At 63.6% G+C, this 18371-nt stretch carries 19 protein-coding genes; 9 read left to right on the top strand and 10 right to left on the bottom strand.

The features are described from left to right. Nucleotides 1–12: 12 nt before the first annotated feature. Nucleotides 13–504: a lipoprotein insertase outer membrane protein LolB gene (locus IC609_RS01875; RefSeq protein WP_191817753.1), complete on the bottom strand. Its 492-nt coding sequence runs from the start codon at nt 502–504 to the stop codon at nt 13–15. After that, the gene (locus IC609_RS01870) at nt 501–2180 is read right to left on the bottom strand and encodes a tetratricopeptide repeat protein (RefSeq protein ID WP_225223955.1); all 1680 of its coding nucleotides are present in this window, start codon (nt 2178–2180) and stop codon (nt 501–503) included. Before IC609_RS01870 ends, IC609_RS01875 begins: the two co-directional genes overlap by 4 nt. A gap of 116 nt (nt 2181–2296) precedes the next feature. On the opposite strand from IC609_RS01870, the gene mutM reads away from it, so the two are divergent. After that, nucleotides 2297–3112, top strand: a complete 816-nt coding sequence (gene mutM / locus IC609_RS01865; protein ID WP_191818867.1) for a bifunctional DNA-formamidopyrimidine glycosylase/DNA-(apurinic or apyrimidinic site) lyase — start codon at nt 2297–2299, stop codon at nt 3110–3112. After that, complete coding sequence (gene mutY, locus IC609_RS01860; RefSeq protein ID WP_225223954.1) at nt 3097–4152, top strand: A/G-specific adenine glycosylase; 1056 nt, start codon at nt 3097–3099, stop codon at nt 4150–4152. Before mutM ends, mutY begins: the two co-directional genes overlap by 16 nt. A gap of 30 nt (nt 4153–4182) precedes the next feature. Here the strand turns inward: mutY and kynA are convergent, their stop codons facing one another. From kynA to IC609_RS01830, 6 genes are all read right to left on the bottom strand, one after another. Further along, nucleotides 4183–5064: a tryptophan 2,3-dioxygenase gene (gene kynA / locus IC609_RS01855; RefSeq protein WP_191817752.1), complete on the bottom strand. Its 882-nt coding sequence runs from the start codon at nt 5062–5064 to the stop codon at nt 4183–4185. Nucleotides 5065–5074: 10 nt separating this feature from the next. Next, a complete protein-coding gene (gene kynU / locus IC609_RS01850; RefSeq protein ID WP_191817751.1) occupies nt 5075–6361 on the bottom strand; it encodes a kynureninase in 1287 nt (428 codons plus the stop codon). Nucleotides 6362–6379: 18 nt separating this feature from the next. Further along, nucleotides 6380–7009: an arylformamidase gene (kynB, locus tag IC609_RS01845; RefSeq protein ID WP_191817750.1), complete on the bottom strand. Its 630-nt coding sequence runs from the start codon at nt 7007–7009 to the stop codon at nt 6380–6382. A gap of 69 nt (nt 7010–7078) precedes the next feature. Beyond that, nucleotides 7079–7387 carry a YkgJ family cysteine cluster protein gene (locus tag IC609_RS01840; protein ID WP_191817749.1) on the bottom strand — a complete coding sequence of 103 codons (309 nt, stop codon included), beginning with the start codon at nt 7385–7387 and terminating at the stop codon, nt 7079–7081. Between the two features lie 8 nt (nt 7388–7395). Beyond that, on the bottom strand, nt 7396–8334 hold the full coding sequence (gene argF / locus IC609_RS01835) for an ornithine carbamoyltransferase (protein ID WP_191817748.1): 939 nt from the start codon (nt 8332–8334) through the stop codon (nt 7396–7398). Next, complete coding sequence (locus IC609_RS01830) at nt 8331–9533, bottom strand: aspartate aminotransferase family protein (protein ID WP_191817747.1); 1203 nt, start codon at nt 9531–9533, stop codon at nt 8331–8333. Before IC609_RS01830 ends, argF begins: the two co-directional genes overlap by 4 nt. A 210-nt stretch (nt 9534–9743) precedes the next feature. Between IC609_RS01830 and IC609_RS01825 the strand changes: the two genes are divergently transcribed. Continuing rightward, nucleotides 9744–10064, top strand: coding sequence for a DUF3579 domain-containing protein (locus IC609_RS01825; RefSeq protein ID WP_191817746.1), 321 nt, complete (start codon nt 9744–9746; stop codon nt 10062–10064). 249 nt (nt 10065–10313) lie between these two features. On the opposite strand, the gene rpsT is transcribed toward IC609_RS01825, so the two are convergent. Then, the gene (gene rpsT / locus IC609_RS01820) at nt 10314–10616 is read right to left on the bottom strand and encodes a 30S ribosomal protein S20 (RefSeq protein WP_191817745.1); all 303 of its coding nucleotides are present in this window, start codon (nt 10614–10616) and stop codon (nt 10314–10316) included. 151 nt (nt 10617–10767) lie between these two features. Here rpsT and murJ point away from each other — a divergent pair, with 151 nt between their 5' ends. After that, a complete protein-coding gene (gene murJ / locus IC609_RS01815) occupies nt 10768–12333 on the top strand; it encodes a murein biosynthesis integral membrane protein MurJ (RefSeq protein ID WP_191817744.1) in 1566 nt (521 codons plus the stop codon). An 11-nt stretch (nt 12334–12344) separates the two neighbouring features. Beyond that, nucleotides 12345–13208 (top strand): SirB1 family protein, encoded by an 864-nt coding sequence (locus IC609_RS01810; RefSeq protein ID WP_191817743.1) that lies wholly within the window; start codon nt 12345–12347, stop codon nt 13206–13208. 4 nt (nt 13209–13212) lie between these two features. Here IC609_RS01810 and purM read toward each other — a convergent pair whose 3' ends face one another. Then, nucleotides 13213–14244 carry a phosphoribosylformylglycinamidine cyclo-ligase gene (gene purM, locus IC609_RS01805; protein ID WP_191817742.1) on the bottom strand — a complete coding sequence of 344 codons (1032 nt, stop codon included), beginning with the start codon at nt 14242–14244 and terminating at the stop codon, nt 13213–13215. A 129-nt stretch (nt 14245–14373) separates the two neighbouring features. Here purM and IC609_RS01800 point away from each other — a divergent pair, with 129 nt between their 5' ends. Genes IC609_RS01800 through pcnB form a run of 4 tightly spaced genes read left to right on the top strand, consistent with a single transcriptional unit; the run spans nt 14374 to nt 18366 of the window. Next, the gene (locus IC609_RS01800) at nt 14374–15474 is read left to right on the top strand and encodes an AI-2E family transporter (protein ID WP_225223952.1); all 1101 of its coding nucleotides are present in this window, start codon (nt 14374–14376) and stop codon (nt 15472–15474) included. Beyond that, nucleotides 15471–16157 (top strand): DnaA regulatory inactivator Hda, encoded by a 687-nt coding sequence (gene hda / locus IC609_RS01795; RefSeq protein WP_191817741.1) that lies wholly within the window; start codon nt 15471–15473, stop codon nt 16155–16157. The genes IC609_RS01800 and hda overlap by 4 nt, the downstream gene beginning before the upstream one ends. Beyond that, a complete protein-coding gene (locus IC609_RS01790; RefSeq protein WP_191817740.1) occupies nt 16154–16822 on the top strand; it encodes a histidinol-phosphatase in 669 nt (222 codons plus the stop codon). Before hda ends, IC609_RS01790 begins: the two co-directional genes overlap by 4 nt. Continuing rightward, nucleotides 16819–18366: a polynucleotide adenylyltransferase PcnB gene (pcnB, locus tag IC609_RS01785; protein WP_191817739.1), complete on the top strand. Its 1548-nt coding sequence runs from the start codon at nt 16819–16821 to the stop codon at nt 18364–18366. Before IC609_RS01790 ends, pcnB begins: the two co-directional genes overlap by 4 nt. Nucleotides 18367–18371 lie beyond the last annotated feature (5 nt).

Below are 18371 nucleotides of genomic sequence, written 5' to 3'. Positions count from 1 at the left end.
CTGGACTCTGCCTCAACGCTCCAGAACCAGTTTGAGTTGCACGGCCGGGGCCGGGCTTTGGCGCTCGGCCTGGATGCGGCCTTTTGCCCACTGTGACAGGTCCACCTGCCAGCCGGCGGGTGCGGTGGCTTGCCCGGCGAGCCAATCAAACAGGGCGGCCATCGGAAGAGGTGTGCCCGTCAGTCGGGTCGTCAGCTCGTCCAGACTGGTGCCGGACCATTGATGTGCGCCCTGGCTCAGCTTGGCGTTCTCGGGGGTCCAGTTCAGTTGCGCCAATGTGCTGCCGATGGGGCTGAGCAGTTGCAACTCGCCTTGCGTTGCCGAGCCTTGCAGCTCGAAGGCTGCGCTCAGGCTCTGGGCCGGCTGTGACTGGATTTGCACAGCGATGCGCCCGGCCCAGAAGGCGGCTTCGGGCGGCAGCTGTCGGGCGGGGGTGGCGCAGCCGCTCAGCCAGAGGGCCGCCGCGAGCAGGGCCCCAAGTTGGGTGCGTCGCGAGCTGTTCATGGCTTGAACTGGAAGCGCCGGATGGTTTCCACCAAGGTTTCGTTGTCGGGTTTGAGCAGCAGGCCTTCGCGCCAGAGCGTACCCGCTTCTTGCTGCCGACCCAGACTCCAGAGCACTTCACCCAGGTGGGCCGCGATTTCCGCGTCGGGCTTGGCCTTGTAGGCGGCCTGCAAAATCCGCAGCGCTTCCTGCGTGTGGCCCAACCTGAATTCAACCCAGCCGAGGCTGTCCTGGATGTAAGGGTCTTCCGGAGCCAGTTCCACGGCCTTGGCAATCAGCTGCTGGGCTTCTTGCAGGCGCAACTTGCGGTCGGCCAACGAGTAACCCAAGGCGTTGTAAGCATGGGGGTCTTGGGGGTAAGACTTCATCAAGCCGCGCAGCACGGTCTCCATTTCGTCGTAGCGTTGCAGCTTTTCGGCGATCAGGGACAACTCGGTCAGCAGTTCCTGACTGTCCGGTTGTTCAGTCAGGGCTTGCTGAATCACTTCATGGGCTGCAGCGTGTTGCTTGTGCTCGCGCAACCATTGCGCCAGCACCAGGGCTTTGCGGCGTGACTGGTCGGGCGTGGTGGTCTTGATCTGGCTGAGCACCAGGCGCGCTTCGTCCATTCGCCCTTGTTGCGCCAGCAATTCGGCTCGACGGCTGCCCAGTCGGATCGGGTCCACATTGGCCGGAATCTGGCTGAGCCACTGACTAGCCCGTTCGATTTGCCCTTTTTGCTGAGCCATTTGCGACAAGGCGAGCAGGGCTTCTGCGCGACCCGCTTCCAGCTCGGGCTCCTGGGTGTTCTTGCTCACATCCAGAAAGCGGATGAGGAGTTGCTCGGCCTGCAGTGCCTGCCCCATGTCCTGCTGCATCAGGCCCAGCATCAGCCAGCCTTGCGCCACCTCGGGGTGCCGCTGTGTCAGCGTTTGGAGCTGGCGCAGGGCGTCGCCATAGGCGCGCTGGCCAATCAGCGTCCGCGCATAAGCCAGACGCAGTTCACCCGCCACAGGGCTCTGCATGGCCTCGTCGAGCATGGCTTTCAATGGCGGCGTGTCTTTGCTGAGCAAACTCAAGGCAAGGATCAGCGGCCCTTGCGCGCTCTTGTCTGCCGCGTGGCCTTTGAGCGCGGCGTCCACGGCTTGCGCCAGTTGGTCTGCATCGCGGTGCATGCGGCCAATCGTGGTCCATGCGGTGGCCGCCAACGCAGGGCGATTGAGGAACTGGCTCAGCGCTTTTTCGACCACTTGCGCCGCCTGCACCTTATCGTGCACCCGTGCAAAGACGCGGGGAATCGAGATGATGGCCCCGATTTGTTCGTCCACGGGCAATTCGTTCAAGGAAGTGGCCAGGGCCTGGCCCGCTTCGGGGATGCGGTTGAGCGCCAGCTGGATTTGAAGGATGTAACGGTTGGGTTCTTGCGCACCCGGAATTTCACGCTTCCAGGTCTGCGCGGCTTGCAGGGCGGCTTCGCCAGAGCGTGATTGCAAGGCAATGTCGATGGCCCGTTGAAACAGCGCTGGGTCGCGCGTTTTGCGTGCAGCGTCCAGCACCATGGAAAAGCCTGTACCGGGTGAGCCTTCGCGCACATTCATTTCCCCGAGCAGCAGTTGGTAAAACAGCATGCCATCGAGCGCGGATTGGGGCACGATCTTGTCTTTGGCGGGCTCTGCGGCCTGAGCCAGACAACTCATCACACAAGAGGACAAAACGGCCAAACGGAACCAGAATTTCATGCGACCCATGATAATCGAGCGTCTACCTTCCGGCTGGCCTCTTTGGCATGGCCTCGCCGATCCAGAAGTTTCCCATGCCCGAGTTGCCCGAAGTCGAAGTCACCCGCCAGAGTTTTGCCGAGCGCATTGCGGGCGCTCGCGTCCACGGATTGCGCATGGGCAAGCCACTGCGCTGGCCCCTGGGCTGTGCGCCGGAAAGTTTGAACGGTCAACGCATCCATGGTGTGCGCCGCCGTGGCAAGTACCTTTTGGTGGACCTGGACGAGGGGCTCTTGCTGCTGCACCTGGGCATGTCGGGCAGCCTCAATTTCGCGCCGACCCAGCCGCCTGCTGGTCCCCACGACCACATGGACCTCGCGACCGACAAGGGGGTGCTGCGCCTGCACGATCCACGTCGCTTCGGTGCGGTGGTCTGGGCACCGTCTGAGGCGTCTGCCACAGCGCAAAAACTGCTGGGCCACCTGGGCGTGGAGCCGCTCGAAGGGGGCTTTGATGCGGCGGCGTTCCATGCCGCGCTGCGCAAGCGCTCGGCGCCCATCAAGCAGGTGCTGCTGGCGGGCGACACGGTGGTGGGGGTGGGCAACATCTATGCCTCTGAAGCCTTGTTCATGGCGGGCATTCGCCCCACGCTGCGCGCCAACAAGGTCTCGCGTCCCAGATCTGACCGGCTGCACGCGGCCATCATCGAGGTGCTGGCCCGCGCCGTGCGCCAGGGCGGCAGCAGCCTGCGGGACTTTGTCAGTGCCGAAGGCAAGACGGGTTACTTCCAGCTCGAAGCCGCTGTGTACGGCCGCGCGGGCCAGGCCTGTCGGGTGTGTGCCACCCCGATCCGATCCATCGTGCAAGGCCAGCGCACCACTTTCTTTTGCCCCCAATGTCAGAAAAACTGAAGCCGGAAACACCGAAACTGCCCACCGGATTTGCCCGCCGCATGGTGGACTGGCAGCGCCAGCACGGTCGCCAAAGCCTGCCTTGGCAAAACACGCGTGACCCCTACCGCGTCTGGCTGTCCGAGATCATGCTGCAGCAGACCCAGGTCAGCACCGTGCTCGATTACTACCCGCGCTTTTTGCAGCGCTTTGCCGATGTGGCGGCGCTGGCCGCCGCGCCGCAGGACGATGTGCTGGGCCTGTGGAGTGGCCTCGGTTACTACAGCCGTGCCCGCAACCTGCACCGCTGCGCGCAGGAGGTGGTGGCGCGGTTTGGCGGCGCTTTCCCGAGCACGGCCGAGCAGCTCGTCACCTTGCCGGGCATTGGGCGCTCGACGGCAGCAGCCATCGCGGCGTTTTGCTTTCACGAACGCTCCGCCATTCTGGACGGCAACGTCAAACGTGTGCTCACCCGTGTGCTGGGTTACGGCGAAGACCTGGCGCTGTCTGCGAGCGAGCGCAGCCTGTGGGCGCTGGCCGAGCAGTTGCTGCCCCCCGATGCGGCCGATATGCCGGCCTACACCCAGTCGCTGATGGACCTGGGTGCCACCGTCTGCCTGCCGCGCAAAGTGCAGTGCGACGGCTGCCCTGTGGCCAGCCTGTGCCAAGCGCGGCAAGAGGCCAAGCCTTTGGCCTACCCGGTCAAGACCCGCAAGCTCAAACGCAGCAGCGCCACGCTGTGGCTGCTCTGGGCGGTCAATGCGCAGGGGCAGGTCTGGCTGCACAAACGCCCGGCCCGGGGCGTCTGGGCAGGCCTCTTCAGTCTGCCCGTGTTCGATGACGAGGCTGCTTTGCTGGCCAGTTGTGCCGATGTCCGGTCGCCGCGCTACATCGCGCCTTGGAAGCATGTGCTGACCCACCGCGATCTGCACCTGCACCCGGTGCATGTGCAGATCCATCAGGCACCTGGCTGCGAGGGCCAGTGGGTGGACGCGCAGGACTGGCCTCAACTGGGTTTGCCTGCACCCATCCGCTTGCTGTTGGATGGGCAAAAAGGCTGAGGTCAGGGCTGAGGCCCGGGTGATCTGCTGTCAAAGTTCGGTGCGCAGCGACCAGATCTCGGGGAACAGCACGGTGTCGAGCATCTTGCGCAGGTAACTCACGCCGCCGGTGCCGCCTGTGCCGCGCTTGAAGCCGATCACACGCTCCACCGTGGTGAGGTGGCGGAAGCGCCACAGGCGAAACGCGTCTTCCAGATCGGTCAGTTCTTCACCCAGCTGATACAGGTCCCAGTGGTGGGTGGGGTCACGGTAGACGGTGAGCCAGGCTTGCTCCACACCCGGGTCGGCGGCGTAGGGCAGACGCCAGTCGCGTTCGGTGTGCGAGGCGGGTACCGCCAGCCCGCGCCGTGCCAGCAGGCGCAGGCATTCGTCGTACAGCGAAGGCGCTTCGTAGGCGGCCTGCACGGTGGCGGACAAGTCGGAGCGGTGCGCATGAGGTTGCAGCATGGCCGCGTTCTTGTTGCCCATGGCAAATTCGATGCAGCGGTACTGCCAGCTCTGAAAGCCGCTCGATTGGGCCAGGTAGGGGCGAATGGCGCTGTACTCGGGCGGTGTCATGGTGGCCAGCACGTCCCAGGCGTGCACCAGCTGCTCCATGACCCGGCTCACACGGGCGAGCTTCTTGAAGGCATCGGGCAACTGGTCGCTTGCTATGTTGTCCACGGCGGCGCGAAGTTCGTGCAGCATCAGCTTCATCCAGAGCTCACTCGTCTGGTGTTGCACGATGAACAGCATCTCGTTGTGGTCTGGCGAGCGCGGTTGTTGCGCGTTGAGGAGGGCATCGAGCTGCAGGTAGTCGCCGTAGCTCATGCGCCCGTCAAAGTCGAGCTGGGCTTTTTCTTCGTGCACGATGCGCTCACCTTGCGCTGTGCTGGCGCTGTCTGCGCTGCTGTGGAAAGGGCAGGAACTCATGGCGGTCCTTTCAGGTCACGGCGTGTTTCTGGGCAAAGCGGGCGTCCTGCCATTCGCCACTGGCCATCACCTGGCACAGCTGCTCGGCGGCGTTCCACACATCGGCGTAGCCGATGTACAGCGGCGTGAAGCCAAAGCGCAGGATGTCCGGGTGCTGGCCCCCGTCGCCCGCGCGGAAGTCGCCAATCACACCGCGTGCGATCAGGGCTTGCACGATGGTGTACGCCCCCTCGGCGCGGGTCAGACTGACCTGCGAGCCGCGCTGCGATTCCAGCGCAGGCGTGGCGATGCCAAACCCCTGGCCGTGCAGCCGTGTGCGCACCAGCTGCATGAACAGCCCGGTGAGCGCCAGTGACTTTTGACGCAAGGCGGCCATGCCGCCCAGGCGGTCAGCGGCCAGCAGGGTGTCCAGGCCGCAGTCCAGCGCGGTGAGGCTCAGGATGGGCTGCGTGCCGCATTGGTAGCGGGTGATGCCGGGGGCCGGGCGGTAGTCGGGCGTGAACTCAAATGGCGTGGCGTGGCCCCACCAGCCCGCCAGCGGTTGCCAGAAGCGTTCGGTGTGGCGCGGGTTGACCCACACAAAGGCGGGCGCTCCGGGGCCGCCATTGAGGTACTTGTAGCCGCAGCCCACGGCGAAGTCGGCCTGGGCCGCATGCAGGTCCACCGGCACTGCGCCTGCGCTGTGGGCCAGGTCCCACACGGTGAGCGCGCCCTGCGCGTGGGCCTGTGCGGTCACGGCCTGCATGTCGTGCATGGCCCCGGTGCGGTAGTTCACGTGGGTGAGCATGAGTACGGCCACATCGCCTTGCAAGGCGGTGGCGATGTCTTCGGCCTCCACCAGCTTCAGTGTGTAGCCGCGCTCCTTGCACAGCGCCTCGGCAATGTAGAGGTCCGTCGGAAAGTTGCTGCGTTCGCTGACGATGGTTTTCTTGTGGGGTTGGTCGGCAGCCGCGATGTGCAGTGCGGCCGAGAGCACCTTGTAGAGGTTGATCGAGGTGCTGTCGGCGGCCACCACCTCGCCAGCTTGTGCGCCGATGACGCGCGCGATCTTGTCGCCCACACGCTGCGGCAGGGTGAACCAGCCTGCGCTGTTCCAGCTCTTGATCAGGTCCGTGCCCCATTCCTGCGTGACGGCCTGGGCCACGCGGGCCGGGGTGGCTTTGGGCAGCACGCCCAGCGAGTTGCCGTCCAGGTAAATCACACCAGGCGGTAAATCGAACTGCGAGCGCAGGCTGCGCAAGGGGTCTTGCTGGTCCAGCAGTTCGCAGTCCTGCAGTGTGGGGGTGAGGTTCATCATGGGGTGTCCCTTGAATCGTTATGGCAGTTCGCGCAGCACGGCCCGCACGGGGCTGGCATCGGCGCGCATGAGTTTGAGGGGCAGGGCGATCAGCTCGTAATCGCCCTCGGGCACGTTGTCGAGCCACAGGTTTTCCAGCACCCGCAAGCCGCGTTGGCGGATCACCTGGTGGCTGGGCAGCTGCTTGCTGTCGGCGGGGTCGATGCTGGCGCTGTCGGTGCCGATCAGTTTCACGCCCAGGTCTGCCAAGTGCTGCACGGCCTGTGGATCAAAGGCGGTGAGCTGGGTATCGAAGTGGTCCAGCGGCATCTGGCGGCAAGTGCGCACCAGCACGCGCTCAGGCAGGTCCTGCAGCGCATGCTGCAGGTGCGCGGTGGTGATCAGTGGCCACGCACCGATGGCGTGGATCACACGGCAATGGCCGAGAAATGGTGTGAGTTCGAGTGTGCCCACTGCCGCGCCTTGCGGGTCGTAATGCAGCGGCGCATCGGCATGCGCGCCCACATGGGGCGAGAGCGTGATGGCGCTCACGTTGACGGGGCAGGCCTCGGTCAGCGTGGCGGCCCATCGCTGCGTGTAGGGGGTGTCCCCCGGAAAGACCGGGCTGCTGGCGTCCACAGGCGGGGAAATGTCCCAGAGTTTTTTCATGGTGTGCGAAGGTAGCACCCACAGAAAAGCTGCGGTGTCGGTTATTTCCAACAACCGCGAAAAATGAAGTCAGCTGTTCAGCGCAGGCAGCCCATGCCGCTGGCGTGCGCGCTGGCACGCATCGCTGCCTTCCTCGAATTCACGACACGGCGAGGGACGCCATTCATAAATGCCGCAGATGGCTTTCTCGCCAATGCGGCCATACAGTGCGGCGCAGCGTGGCGGGCTGTGGTCGGTGCCGCGCATGCGGCAGGTGCTGTCGGTGATGGGCGAGGCCAGCCCGGCAGGCACCGAGCCGCCGCCTTCTTCGTGCTCGAAGACCGAGAAGTCCACCCGAAAGCTGGCGCAGCAGGCGCCGCAGCTGGTGCACTGGCTCACGGTCAGGCTCAGGCCGACACGCGGCCCAGCAGCAGGAACTCCATCAGCGCCTTTTGCACGTGCATGCGGTTCTCTGCTTCGTCCCACACCACCGATTGCGGGCCGTCGATGACTTCGGCGCTGACTTCTTCGCCGCGGTGGGCGGGCAGGCAGTGCATGAACAGGGCGTCCGGTTTGGCCGCCTGCATCATGGATTCGTCCACGCACCAGTTGGCAAAGGCTTTCTTGCGCGCTTCGTTTTCGGCTTCATAGCCCATACTGGTCCACACATCGGTGGTGACCAGGTCAGCGCCGCGGCAGGCGTCCTGCGGGTCTTTGAAGACCTTGTAACTGGCGCTGCTGCGCAAGCCTGCAATCGCCTGGTCGACTTCGTAGCCGCTGGGTGTGCTCAGGTGCACGGTGAAGCCCAGCAATTCGGCCGCCTGCAGCCAGGTGTTGGCCATGTTGTTGCCGTCACCCACCCAGGCCACCACCTTGCCTTGAATCGAGCCACGGTGCTCGATGTAGGTGAAGATGTCGGCCAGGATCTGGCAGGGGTGGAACTCGTTGGTCAGGCCGTTGATGACCGGCACACGCGAGTGCGCGGCAAAGCGCTCGATCTTGTCCTGGCCGAAGGTGCGGATCATCACCAGATCGGTCATGCGGCTGATGACGCGGGCGCTGTCTTCGATGGGCTCGGAGCGGCCCAGCTGGCTGTCGCCCGTGGTCAGGTGCACCACCGAGCCGCCCAGCTGGTACATGCCCGCTTCAAAGCTCACACGCGTGCGGGTGCTGGCCTTTTCAAAGATCATGGCCAGTGTGCGGTCGGCCAGCGGGTGGTACTTTTCGTAGGCTTTGAACTTGCGCTTGATTTCGGCCGCCCGTGCAAACAGGTGCGCGTACTCGTCGGCGCTCAGGTCCGTGAACTGCAGGTAGTGCCGGATGGCGTTTTGCTGGAGGGAACTCATGCTTGTTCTGCCAGGAATGTCTTGATCAGCGGCAAGAGGATGGCCAGCACCTCGTCCGCTTCGGCGGTGGTCATGATCAGTGGGGGCAAGAGGCGCACCACGGTGTCGGCGGTCACGTTGATGATGAGGCCCGCATCGGCGGCCTGCTTGAGCAGCACGCCGCAGGGGCGATCGAATTCGATGCCGATCATCAGACCCTGGCCACGGATTTCCTTGACGCCTTTTTGGCCGCTCAATGCAGCGGTCAATTTGTCATGGAAGTGAGCGCCCAGGCGTGCGGCGTTGTCCAGCAGGCCGTCTTTTTCCATGATGCGGATGGTTTCCACACCCGCACGCATGGCCAGCGGGTTGCCGCCGAAGGTCGTGCCGTGGTTGCCAGGCTGGAAGATGTTGGCGGCCTTGGGGCCAGCGACGACCGCGCCGATCGGCACGCCCGAGCCCAGGCCTTTGGCCAGGGGCATGACGTCGGGCACGATGCCTGCCCACTGGTGGGCAAACCATTTGCCTGTGCGGCCAATGCCGCACTGCACTTCGTCGATCATCAAGAGCCAGTCCTGCTGGTCGCACAGGGCGCGCACTTCGCGCAGGTAGTCGGCGCGCATGGGGTTGATGCCGCCTTCGCCCTGGATGGTCTCGAAGAACACGGCCACGACATCGGGGTCGTTGGCGGTGGCTTTCTTGAGGGCCTCGATGTCATTGAGCGGTACGCGCACAAAGCCTTCCAGCATGGGGCCAAAGCCCTGCTGCAGCTTCACGTTGGCGGTGGCGCTGAGTGTGGCGATGCTGCGGCCATGGAAGGCTTTTTCGTAGACGACGATTTTGGGGTTCGTGATGCCCTTGTCGTGGCCGAATTTGCGTGCCAGCTTGATGGCCGCTTCGTTGGCTTCCAGCCCCGAGTTGCAGAAGAACACATTGGTCATGCCCGACAGCTCGGCCAGCTTGGCGGCGAGTTTTTCGGCATTGGGCACATGGAAATAGTTGCAGCTGTGGATGATCTTGCCGATCTGGTCTTGCAGCGCGGGTGCGAAGTCGGGGTGGTTGTGCCCCAGCGTGTTCACGGCGATACCAGCCAAAGCATCCAGGTACTGCTTGCCATTGATGTCCCAGACTCGGCAACCCTGACCATGGCTGAGTGCGATCGGCAGTCGGCCATAGGTGTTCATGGTGTGCGGTGAGGCGGCTTCAATGAAAGCAGACATGCGTGAACTCCTGAAATAAAAAGCGGCCCAACGAAGAGGGCCGTTGAAACGAGATTTTAGAGGCAGAAAGTGGCGTGCTTGTTCATGGGGGCCTTGCATGGTGCGCGCGAGTTACAAGGCGGTTTCAGGTCTTATATAAGATACAATACTGGGTAAACCAGAGAGCGGCGATCCCGAACTCTGTACTGTTTCCCTTTATCCTTCTATCCGATGGTCTCCAACTCCGCCAAAGAAGTCTTCATCCTGGGCGTCACCCAGGATGGCAGAACCTTCCGCCCCAGTGACTGGGCGGAGCGTCTGGCAGGGGTCATGAGCCAGTTCCGCCCCGGTGGCGCAAGCCCCGGCAGCCATTTGAGCTATTCACCCTGGTGCATCCCCACCACCATGGGCCGCGACAAATGCGTGGTGGTCCACCGGGATTTGCGCGATCACGATGTGATGGCCTGGGATTTCGTCATGAACTTCGCCAAGGACAACAACCTGCAGGTCGCTGAAGCCTGCCTGTTGCCGGACCCCCCTGCCTCCAAATAACCCAGACACGAACCGCCTTTGGGCGGTTTTTTGTTTTTCGGTGCGTCAGAGCCGAGGTGAGGGTGGCTGTGGGCGCCGATTTTATGAGCGAAGCGAATCATGAGGCGTGCACCGCCACCCTCACCCCGGCGTAGCAGAAGGCCAGAAATGAAAAAACCGCCCGAAGGCGGTTTTTATTTCGCTGACAGCGCACCCGTTTCAAACGGCGGCCAGGAGAACCCGGCCGGGCTGTTGATCTTTAAAAGCGGATCAGGCTGCGGCCAGAGCCAAAGTCTTGACTTTGGCGCTCAGGCGGCTCTTGTCGCGAGCAGCCTTGTTCTTGTGGAAGATGCCCTTGTCGGCAATCGTGTCCACTACAGCTTGCATCTTGGCAAACAGTTCGGTGGCTTTGGTCTTGTCGCCAGCTGCAACGGCTTTTTCGACGTTCTTCACAGCGGTGCGGTATTTGGAGCGCAGCGAAGAGTTCGCGGCGTTGATCTTGATGTCTTGGCGGACGCGTTTACGGCCGGATGCAAGACGGGGGTTCTTTTTCTTTGGCTTACCAGATGCCATGATTTTTTCCTTGAAGGGTTTGAGGATGTTGTCGGCGAACCCGGCATTCTAGCAGAACCCGGCTCCGTGGTGGCTCCCGGCAACAGCTTTCTGCAAGCGGGCCTGGTCTGCGGGCCCTTTGGCGGGCCCGAGATCGCTACACTTGCCGCCTGTGAGCCTCCTTCGATCCGCCTCCATCGTTTCCGTCTTCACCCTGGCCTCGCGGGTGACGGGGTTGGTGCGGGAGCTCCTGATCGCCTCCCTGTTCGGCGCGAGCGCGCTGACCGATGCCTTCAACGTCGCGTTCCGCATTCCCAACCTGTTTCGCCGTCTGTTTGCCGAAGGGGCGTTCAGTCAGGCTTTTGTGCCTGTGCTGGCGGCTACCCGGGCAGAGCGGGGCGATGCCGCCACCCGGCAGGCCATTGACCATGTGGCCACAGCCCTGGCTTGGGTGTTGCTTGTGGTCTCAATTCTGGGGGTGCTTGCTGCACCTTGGCTGGTCTGGGCCTTGGCCAGTGGCCTGGCGCAAGAAGGCAAGGGGTTCGACGCGGCGGTGCAGATGACCCGCTGGATGTTCCCGTACATCGCCTTCATGTCGCTGGTGGCCTTGTCGGCGGGTATTTTGAACACCTGGAAGCGCTTCGCTGTGCCTGCCGCCACCCCAGTGTTGCTCAATGTGAGTGTGATCGCGGCCGCCTTGGCGCTGGCCCCCTGGCTCCAGGGGCAGGGCGTGGCGCCCATTTATGCCTTGCCCGCTGGGGTGATGCTCGGTGGCGCGCTGCAATTGGCGGTGCAGATCCCGGCGTTGTATCGCTTGGGGTTGCTGCCTCGCGTGGGATGGAGCCCCACAGCCTTGCGCGCGGCTTGGACCGACAGCGCCACACGGCGCATCCTGCGGCTCATGGGGCCTGCATTGCTGGGCGTGGGGGTGGCGCAGATCTCTTTGCTCATCAACACCCAGATTGCATCCCATCTGGTCGCAGGCAGTGTGAGCTGGCTCAGTTACGCCGACCGCTTGATGGAGTTCCCGACCGCCATGTTGGGTGTGGCGCTGGGCGTGGTGCTGATGCCGCAACTCGCTGCCGCCAAGGCCTCAGGCGACCTGGATCGTTACGCGGCCATGCTGGACTGGGGCTTGCGCCTGGTTCTGCTGCTGGCCTTGCCCTGTGCGGCAGCTTTGCTGGTGTTTGCCGAGCCGCTGGTGGCAGTGCTCTACCACTATGGCGCGTTCACCGACCGCGATGTGCAGCAAACCACACTCTCGCTCACGGGTTATGGTGTGGGCCTGCTGGGGCTGGTGGCCATCAAGGTGCTGGCGCCAGGTTACTACGCCAGCCAGGACATCCGCACCCCGGTCCGGATTGCGGTGGTGGTGCTGGTGATCACGCAATTGTTCAACCTCTTGTTCGTGCCTTGGCTGGCCCACGCAGGCCTGGCCTTGTCCATCGGCTTGGGCGCCATGGTCAATGCGCTGTGGCTCTTGGTGGGGTTGTTGCGCCGGGGCAGCTACAAGCCGCAGCCTGGCTGGGGACGTTTTGCACTGCAGGTGCTTTTGGCCACGGCGCTGCTGACGGCTTTGTTGTGGTTCGCGGCGCATGCGCTGCCCTGGGTGGCTTTGCGTCAACATGTTTGGCTGCGCATGGGCTGGATGGCGCTGGTGTTGCTGGCGGCGGCAAGCCTCTACTTCGCCAGTCTGTGGGCCACGGGCCTGCGCCTGAAGGCCTTCATCCAGCGCTGAGCCTTGCGGTCATGAACCTGCCCTTTGTCCGCCCCCCCTCGCCGCTGGAGTACTTTGCCAGCCTGGTGCAAAGCGATGCGCATTTCCCTTTGTTGGAGGCTGCAGCCACGCTGGCCCATGATGAAGATCCAGCGCTCGATGTGCAACAAGTGCTCGATGATGCGGAGCGCATGCTCAAACGGGTCAAGGCTCGTTTGCCGCAGGGGGCCGATGATTTGACGCGCCTGGCGATCCTGAACCAGGTTTTTTACAAAGACATGGGCTTTGCCCGCAATGCCAACGATTACTACGCGCCCGAGAACAGCCATGTGCATGAGGTGATCCGGACGCGTCGGGGCATTCCTGTGTCCTTGGCCGTGATCTGGCTGGAACTGGCGCAGGGCCTGAATTTGCAGGCCAAGGGCATTTCATTTCCAGGCCACTTTTTGGTCAAGATCGCCTTGACGGATGGCTTGGTGGTGATGAATCCGGTCACTGGCGAGTCGCTCGGCGTGGACCAGCTGGCAGAGATGCTCGCGCCCTACCGGGACGGTGCTGACCAATTGGCCGGGGCGGATCTGGACGAGGGTGAAACCCCGCTGGGGCTGTATTTGCAGGCTTGCCCGCCACGTGATGTGCTGGCACGCATGCTGCGCAACCTCAAGGAAATTCACCGCGCCCAGGAGGACTGGCCGCGCATGCTGGCGGTGCTGGACCGTCTGGTGATTTTGTTGCCCGACACCCTCAGTGAGCGCCGCGACCGGGGTTTGGTGCACGCCGAGCTGGGCCATGCGGACCAAGCCCTGGCTGACTTGCAGGCCTATCTGGAGGCCGAACCGCTGGCGCCGGATCAGGAAGCTTTGCGAGCCCGCATGAGCGAGCTCGCCAGCGACTGAGTCTTCAGGCGACGACGACTGGCTCGCCGCTGCCTTGCGCTGCAATGCGGCCAATCGTGTAGACCTGCTCACCCGCAGCGCGCAGCGTGGCCGCGCAGCTGTCGGCTTCGGCCGCGTCAATCACCACCACCATGCCGATGCCGTTGTTGAAGGTGCGGTTCATCTCGGTGTCGTCGATGCCCGCGGTCTTTTGCAGCCAGGCAAACAACTCGGTCTGGGGCCAGCTGCCTTTTTGCAGGTGGGCGGCCAGGCCGTCGGGCAAGACGCGGGGGATGTTTTCGAGCAGACCGCCCCCCGTGATGTGGGCCAGCGCCTTGATCGGGTGCTTGGCCAACGCGGCCAGCACATTCAGCACGTACAGGCGGGTGGGCTCCATCAGCGCTTGCTTGAAGGGCTTGCCGTCCAGCGAGGCAGGGGCGTTGCTGCCCGCGCGCTCGATGCACTTGCGCACCAAGCTGAAACCGTTGGAGTGCACGCCGCTCGACGCCAGGCCCAGCACCACGTCACCGGCCTGGACGTTCTGGCCTGTCAGGATTTTGGATTTTTCGACCGCACCGACCGCAAAACCGGCCAGGTCGTATTCGCCAGCCGGGTACATGCCCGGCATTTCGGCGGTTTCGCCGCCGATCAGGGCGCAGCCCGAAAGCTCGCAGCCTTTGGCAATGCCACCCACCACGGCCGCTGCCGTGTCCACGTCCAGCTTGCCGCAGGCAAAGTAGTCGAGGAAGAACAGGGGCTCGGCGCCTTGCACCAGCACGTCGTTCACGCTCATGGCCACCAGGTCGATGCCCACGGTGTCGTGCATGTTCCATTCAAACGCCAGCTTGAGCTTGGTGCCCACGCCGTCGGTGCCGCTCACCAGCACGGGTTCTTTGTAGCGCTTGGGCACCTCAAACAGCGCGCCAAAACCGCCGATACCGGCCAGCACGCCTTCGCGCATGGTTTTCTTGGCCAGGGGCTTGATGCGCTCGACCAGCGCGTCGCCAGCAACGATGTCAACGCCTGCGTCTTTGTAGGAAAGGGGTGTTTGGCTCATGGTTTTGGCCCAAAGAGGGCTTTCAAAGGGAGTAGAGGGGCCCAATAAACGGCGGGCAGACTAAAATCAGACGCAATTTTAAGGGTTCACCCTGACCCTTGGTTTCATCCCTCCAGATTCGAGTCCGATTTGCAAGCTACAAAGCCTCTTTTGCTGAGCCGCCTGGCCTCCTGGCTGGGCGTGCTGGTGCTGTGCCTGGCTTTGCTCTGGTTGCTGGCACCCGTGCTGGCGCCATTCGTCATTGCTGCCGTGCTGGCCTATGTGCTGCACCCTTTGGTATTGCGCTTGGAGGGCTGGGGCCGTGGGCGTTTGCCCCGGACACTGGCGGTGGTGTTGGTGGAAGCCCTGGCCTTGTTGGCGATGGTCGGTTTGCTGCTCCTGCTGGTGCCGGTGGTCTGGCGCGAGTGGCCACTCATCAAACAGCAGTTGCCCTTGGTGCTGGACCGGCTCGATGCATCGCTCAGGCCCTGGCTGGCGCAGTGGGGCGTGGAGGTGTCGCTGGACCTGGGTGAAATCAAGACCCAGCTCAAGGACTACCTTACGGCCAACCGCGAAGACTGGCTGGCCCCTTTGCTGTCTTCTCTCAAGCTGGGTGGCAGCGTGGCGCTGGCCGTGGCGGGGTATGCCGTGCTCGTGCCTGTGGCGCTGTTTTTCATGTTGCACGACTGGACGCGCATGGTTCGTTTGTGTGTGGAGTTGGTGCCGCCCCGGTTGCGCAGCCGTTTTGACAGCTTCATGCTCGACTGTGACACGGTGCTGGGCGAATACCTGCGTGGCCAGCTGCTGGTGATGCTGGCGCTGGCCGTGTTTTATGCCGTGGGCCTGAGCCTGTTCGGACTCGATCTGGCCCTCCCGATTGGGGTGTTCACCGGGCTGGCGGTGTTTGTGCCTTACCTGGGTTTTGGGCTGGGCCTGGTGCTGGCTTTGCTGGCGGGCCTGCTGCAGTTTTCGCCAGGGCATGCCTTCTTGATGGTGGCGGTGGTTTATGGCCTCGGTCAGTTGCTGGAGAGTTTTGTGCTGACCCCGCGCCTGGTGGGCGAGCGCATCGGCCTGCACCCTTTGTCGGTCATCCTGGCCCTGATGGCCTTTGGCCAACTTCTGGGATTTGTGGGCGTGCTGATCGCCTTGCCTGCGAGTGCGGTCTTGCTGGTGGCGCTGCGCCGTTTGCGTGAGCAGTATTTGCAAAGCCAGTTGTACAGCTCGAACGATCCGGGCACACACCATCCATGAAGCAACTGGCGCTTGACATCGGGTTGGCCACTGTGCCCTCCTTGGCCAGTTTTTTTGCGGGCCCCAACGAGTCGGCGCTCAGTCACCTCAAACTCTGGGCATCTGGCCAGACCCGTGCGCCTGTGCCCACTTACCTCTGGGGCGAAGCCGGATCGGGCAAAACACACCTGTTGCAGGCTGTCCACCATGCACTGACCGAGCAGGGCCACGCCGTGGGCTGGCTCGACGCACACACCATGAACCCGCCCGAATTTCAGGACGAGTGGGTGGCGGTGCTGATGGACGATGTGCAGCTGTACAACGCCGAGCAGCAGCACACCGCTTTCAACTGGTTTGTGAATGCGCTCACGCCCCGCACGGGCACGCCTCGCTGGGTGCTGGCGGCGGGCAGCCTGCCGCCCGCTGACCTCAAGCTGCGCGACGATTTGCGCACCCGCCTGGGCTGGGGCCATGTGTACGGCCTGCAGGTGCTGGGTGAGGCCGAGCGCCGAGCCGTGCTGCGCCAGGAGGCCGATGCCCGTGGCCTGTTTTTGAGCGACGAGGTCATGTCCTACATGCTCAACCGCTTTTCCCGCGATCTGGGCAGCCTCATGCAGTTGCTCGATCACTTAGACCACTATGCCTTGCAGACGCAGCGCGCCCTGACCATTCCGCTCGTGCGTGCCATGCTGGAAAACGAATGAAACTTGCGCTTTTTGACCTGGACCACACCCTGCTGCCGATCGACTCGGACCACACCTGGGGCGAGTTCACCACCGAGCTGGGCTGGAACGACCCCGAACATTTCCGCCAACGCAACGACGCGTTTTATGCCCATTACCAGGCGGGCACGCTCGACATTCACGACTATGTGCGCTTTGCCACCCGGGCTGCCCGCGAGCGCGGTGCCACCGAGGCCGCGCACGCCCATGCGCGCTACATGGACGAGGTGATCCGCCCGCGCATCACCCCCGAGGCGCTGGCACTGGTACGATCGCACCAACACGCGGGCGACACGGTGATGATCGTGACGGCCACCAACGAGTTCGTGACCCGCCCGATTGCGCAGGCTTTTGGGGTGAGCGAGCTGATTGCGGTGGAGCTCGAACGCGATGCCAGTGGCTGGATCACAGGCGAGATCAAGGGCACCCCGTCCTTTCGCGAAGGCAAAGTCACCCGGGTCGAGCACTGGCTGGCCGACAGAGGTCTTGGCTGGACCGATGTCCAGATGAGCTTTTATTCCGACTCGATGAACGACCTGCCGCTGCTGGAAAAAGCCCAGCACCCGGTGGCCACCAACCCTGACAAACGACTGCGACAATTGGCCACCGAGCGTGGCTGGCGCATCCTGGACCTCTTTCAAGAATGATCAAAAAATTCATCACCAAACTGCTGGGCAAGCCGGCAAGCGGCAAGCCCGATTTCGGTCGCCGCACCGAAGTGCCCGCCAGTGTGCACGGCATCGACCCGAACCTGGTGGACGAGCGCGCTGTCAATGTGGTGCGCACCTTGCAGCAAGCGGGTTTTGAGGCCTACATCGTGGGCGGCGCTGTGCGTGACCTGCTGCTGGGCTTGCGCCCCAAAGACTTTGACGTGGCCACCGACGCCACCCCCGAAGAGGTCAAGGGCTTGTTTCGCCGGGCCTTCATCATTGGGCGGCGCTTTCGCATCGTGCATGTGGTGTACGGCCGTGGCCGTGAACACGAGGTGATAGAAGTTTCCACCTTCCGTGCCTACCTCGACAACGCCGCTGCCGAGCAGGTCAAAGGCAACGAACGCACCAGCAAGCGCCAGCTCGAAGGCATGCAGCATGCGGTGGATTCGAGTGGCCGTGTGCTGCGCGACAACGTGTGGGGGCCGCAGGACGAAGACGCCACGCGCCGCGACTTCACGGTCAACGCGATGTATTACGACCCCCAGACGCAGATCGTGGTGGACTACCATGGTGGCATTCAGGACGCCAAAAAGCACACCTTGCGCATGATCGGTGACCCGGTCGCACGCTATCGCGAAGATCCGGTGCGCATCATCCGCGCCGTGCGTTTTGCGGCCAAGCTCAGCCAGCTCGGTTTCAAGCTCGAATCCAAAACTGCGAAACCGCTGGTCGAGGCCAAGGCCTTGCTGGCCGATGTGCCTCAAAGCCGCTTGTTCGACGAGATGCTCAAGCTCTTGCAGACGGGCCATGCCCTGGCATCCATTGCCCAGCTCAAACACCTGGGCCTGGCCAAGGGCATTTACCCCTTGCTCGACGTGGTGGTGGAGCGTGCCGACAGCGCTTTTGTGAAAGCCGCGCTGGCCGACACCGACCGTCGGGTCGGCGAGGGCAAGCCGGTGGCACCGAGCTTTTTGCTGGCCTGTGTGTTGTGGGCTGATGTGCGCGATGGCTGGGCCCAGCGACTGGCCCGCAAGGATCACCCGTTCCCCGCTTTGCAAGAGGCGATTGACGAGGTCTTTGACGCCCGCATTGGCGATGTGTCGGGTCGCGGCAAACTGGCCGCCGACATGCGCGAGATCTGGATGATGCAGCCGCGTTTTGAAAAACGCGTGGGCAGCACGCCGTTTGGCATGGTGGAGCAGCCGCGTTTCCGTGCTGGGTTCGACTTTTTGCGTTTGCGCGCCGATGTGCAGGAAGTGGACGTCACGCTGGCCGACTGGTGGCAGGAGTTCAGCTTGGCCGACGATGCCACGCGCGAAGACCTGGTGCAGCAAGCCCGTGCCGAGCAGCTGGCCAAGCCTCGTGTGCGCCGTGTGCCCAAGCCTGCAACTGGCGAGTCCCGCGCTGCGGCACCTGTGGCCGACACGCTGCCCAGCAGCGATGGCGATGCGGCAGCACCCAAAAAGCGCCGCCGCCGTCGCCGCAAGCCCGGCGGGGGCGATGGTGTGGGTGCCGCCAGCGAAGGCGCTGCCGGATAAGCCCC

This window comes from Limnohabitans radicicola (genome assembly GCF_014837235.1).
GTDB classification, from domain to species: Bacteria; Pseudomonadota; Gammaproteobacteria; order Burkholderiales; family Burkholderiaceae_C; genus Limnohabitans_A; species Limnohabitans_A radicicola.
The sequence above is the reverse complement of the archived record's forward strand: the minus strand, read 5'-3'. Positions and strand labels throughout refer to the sequence as shown.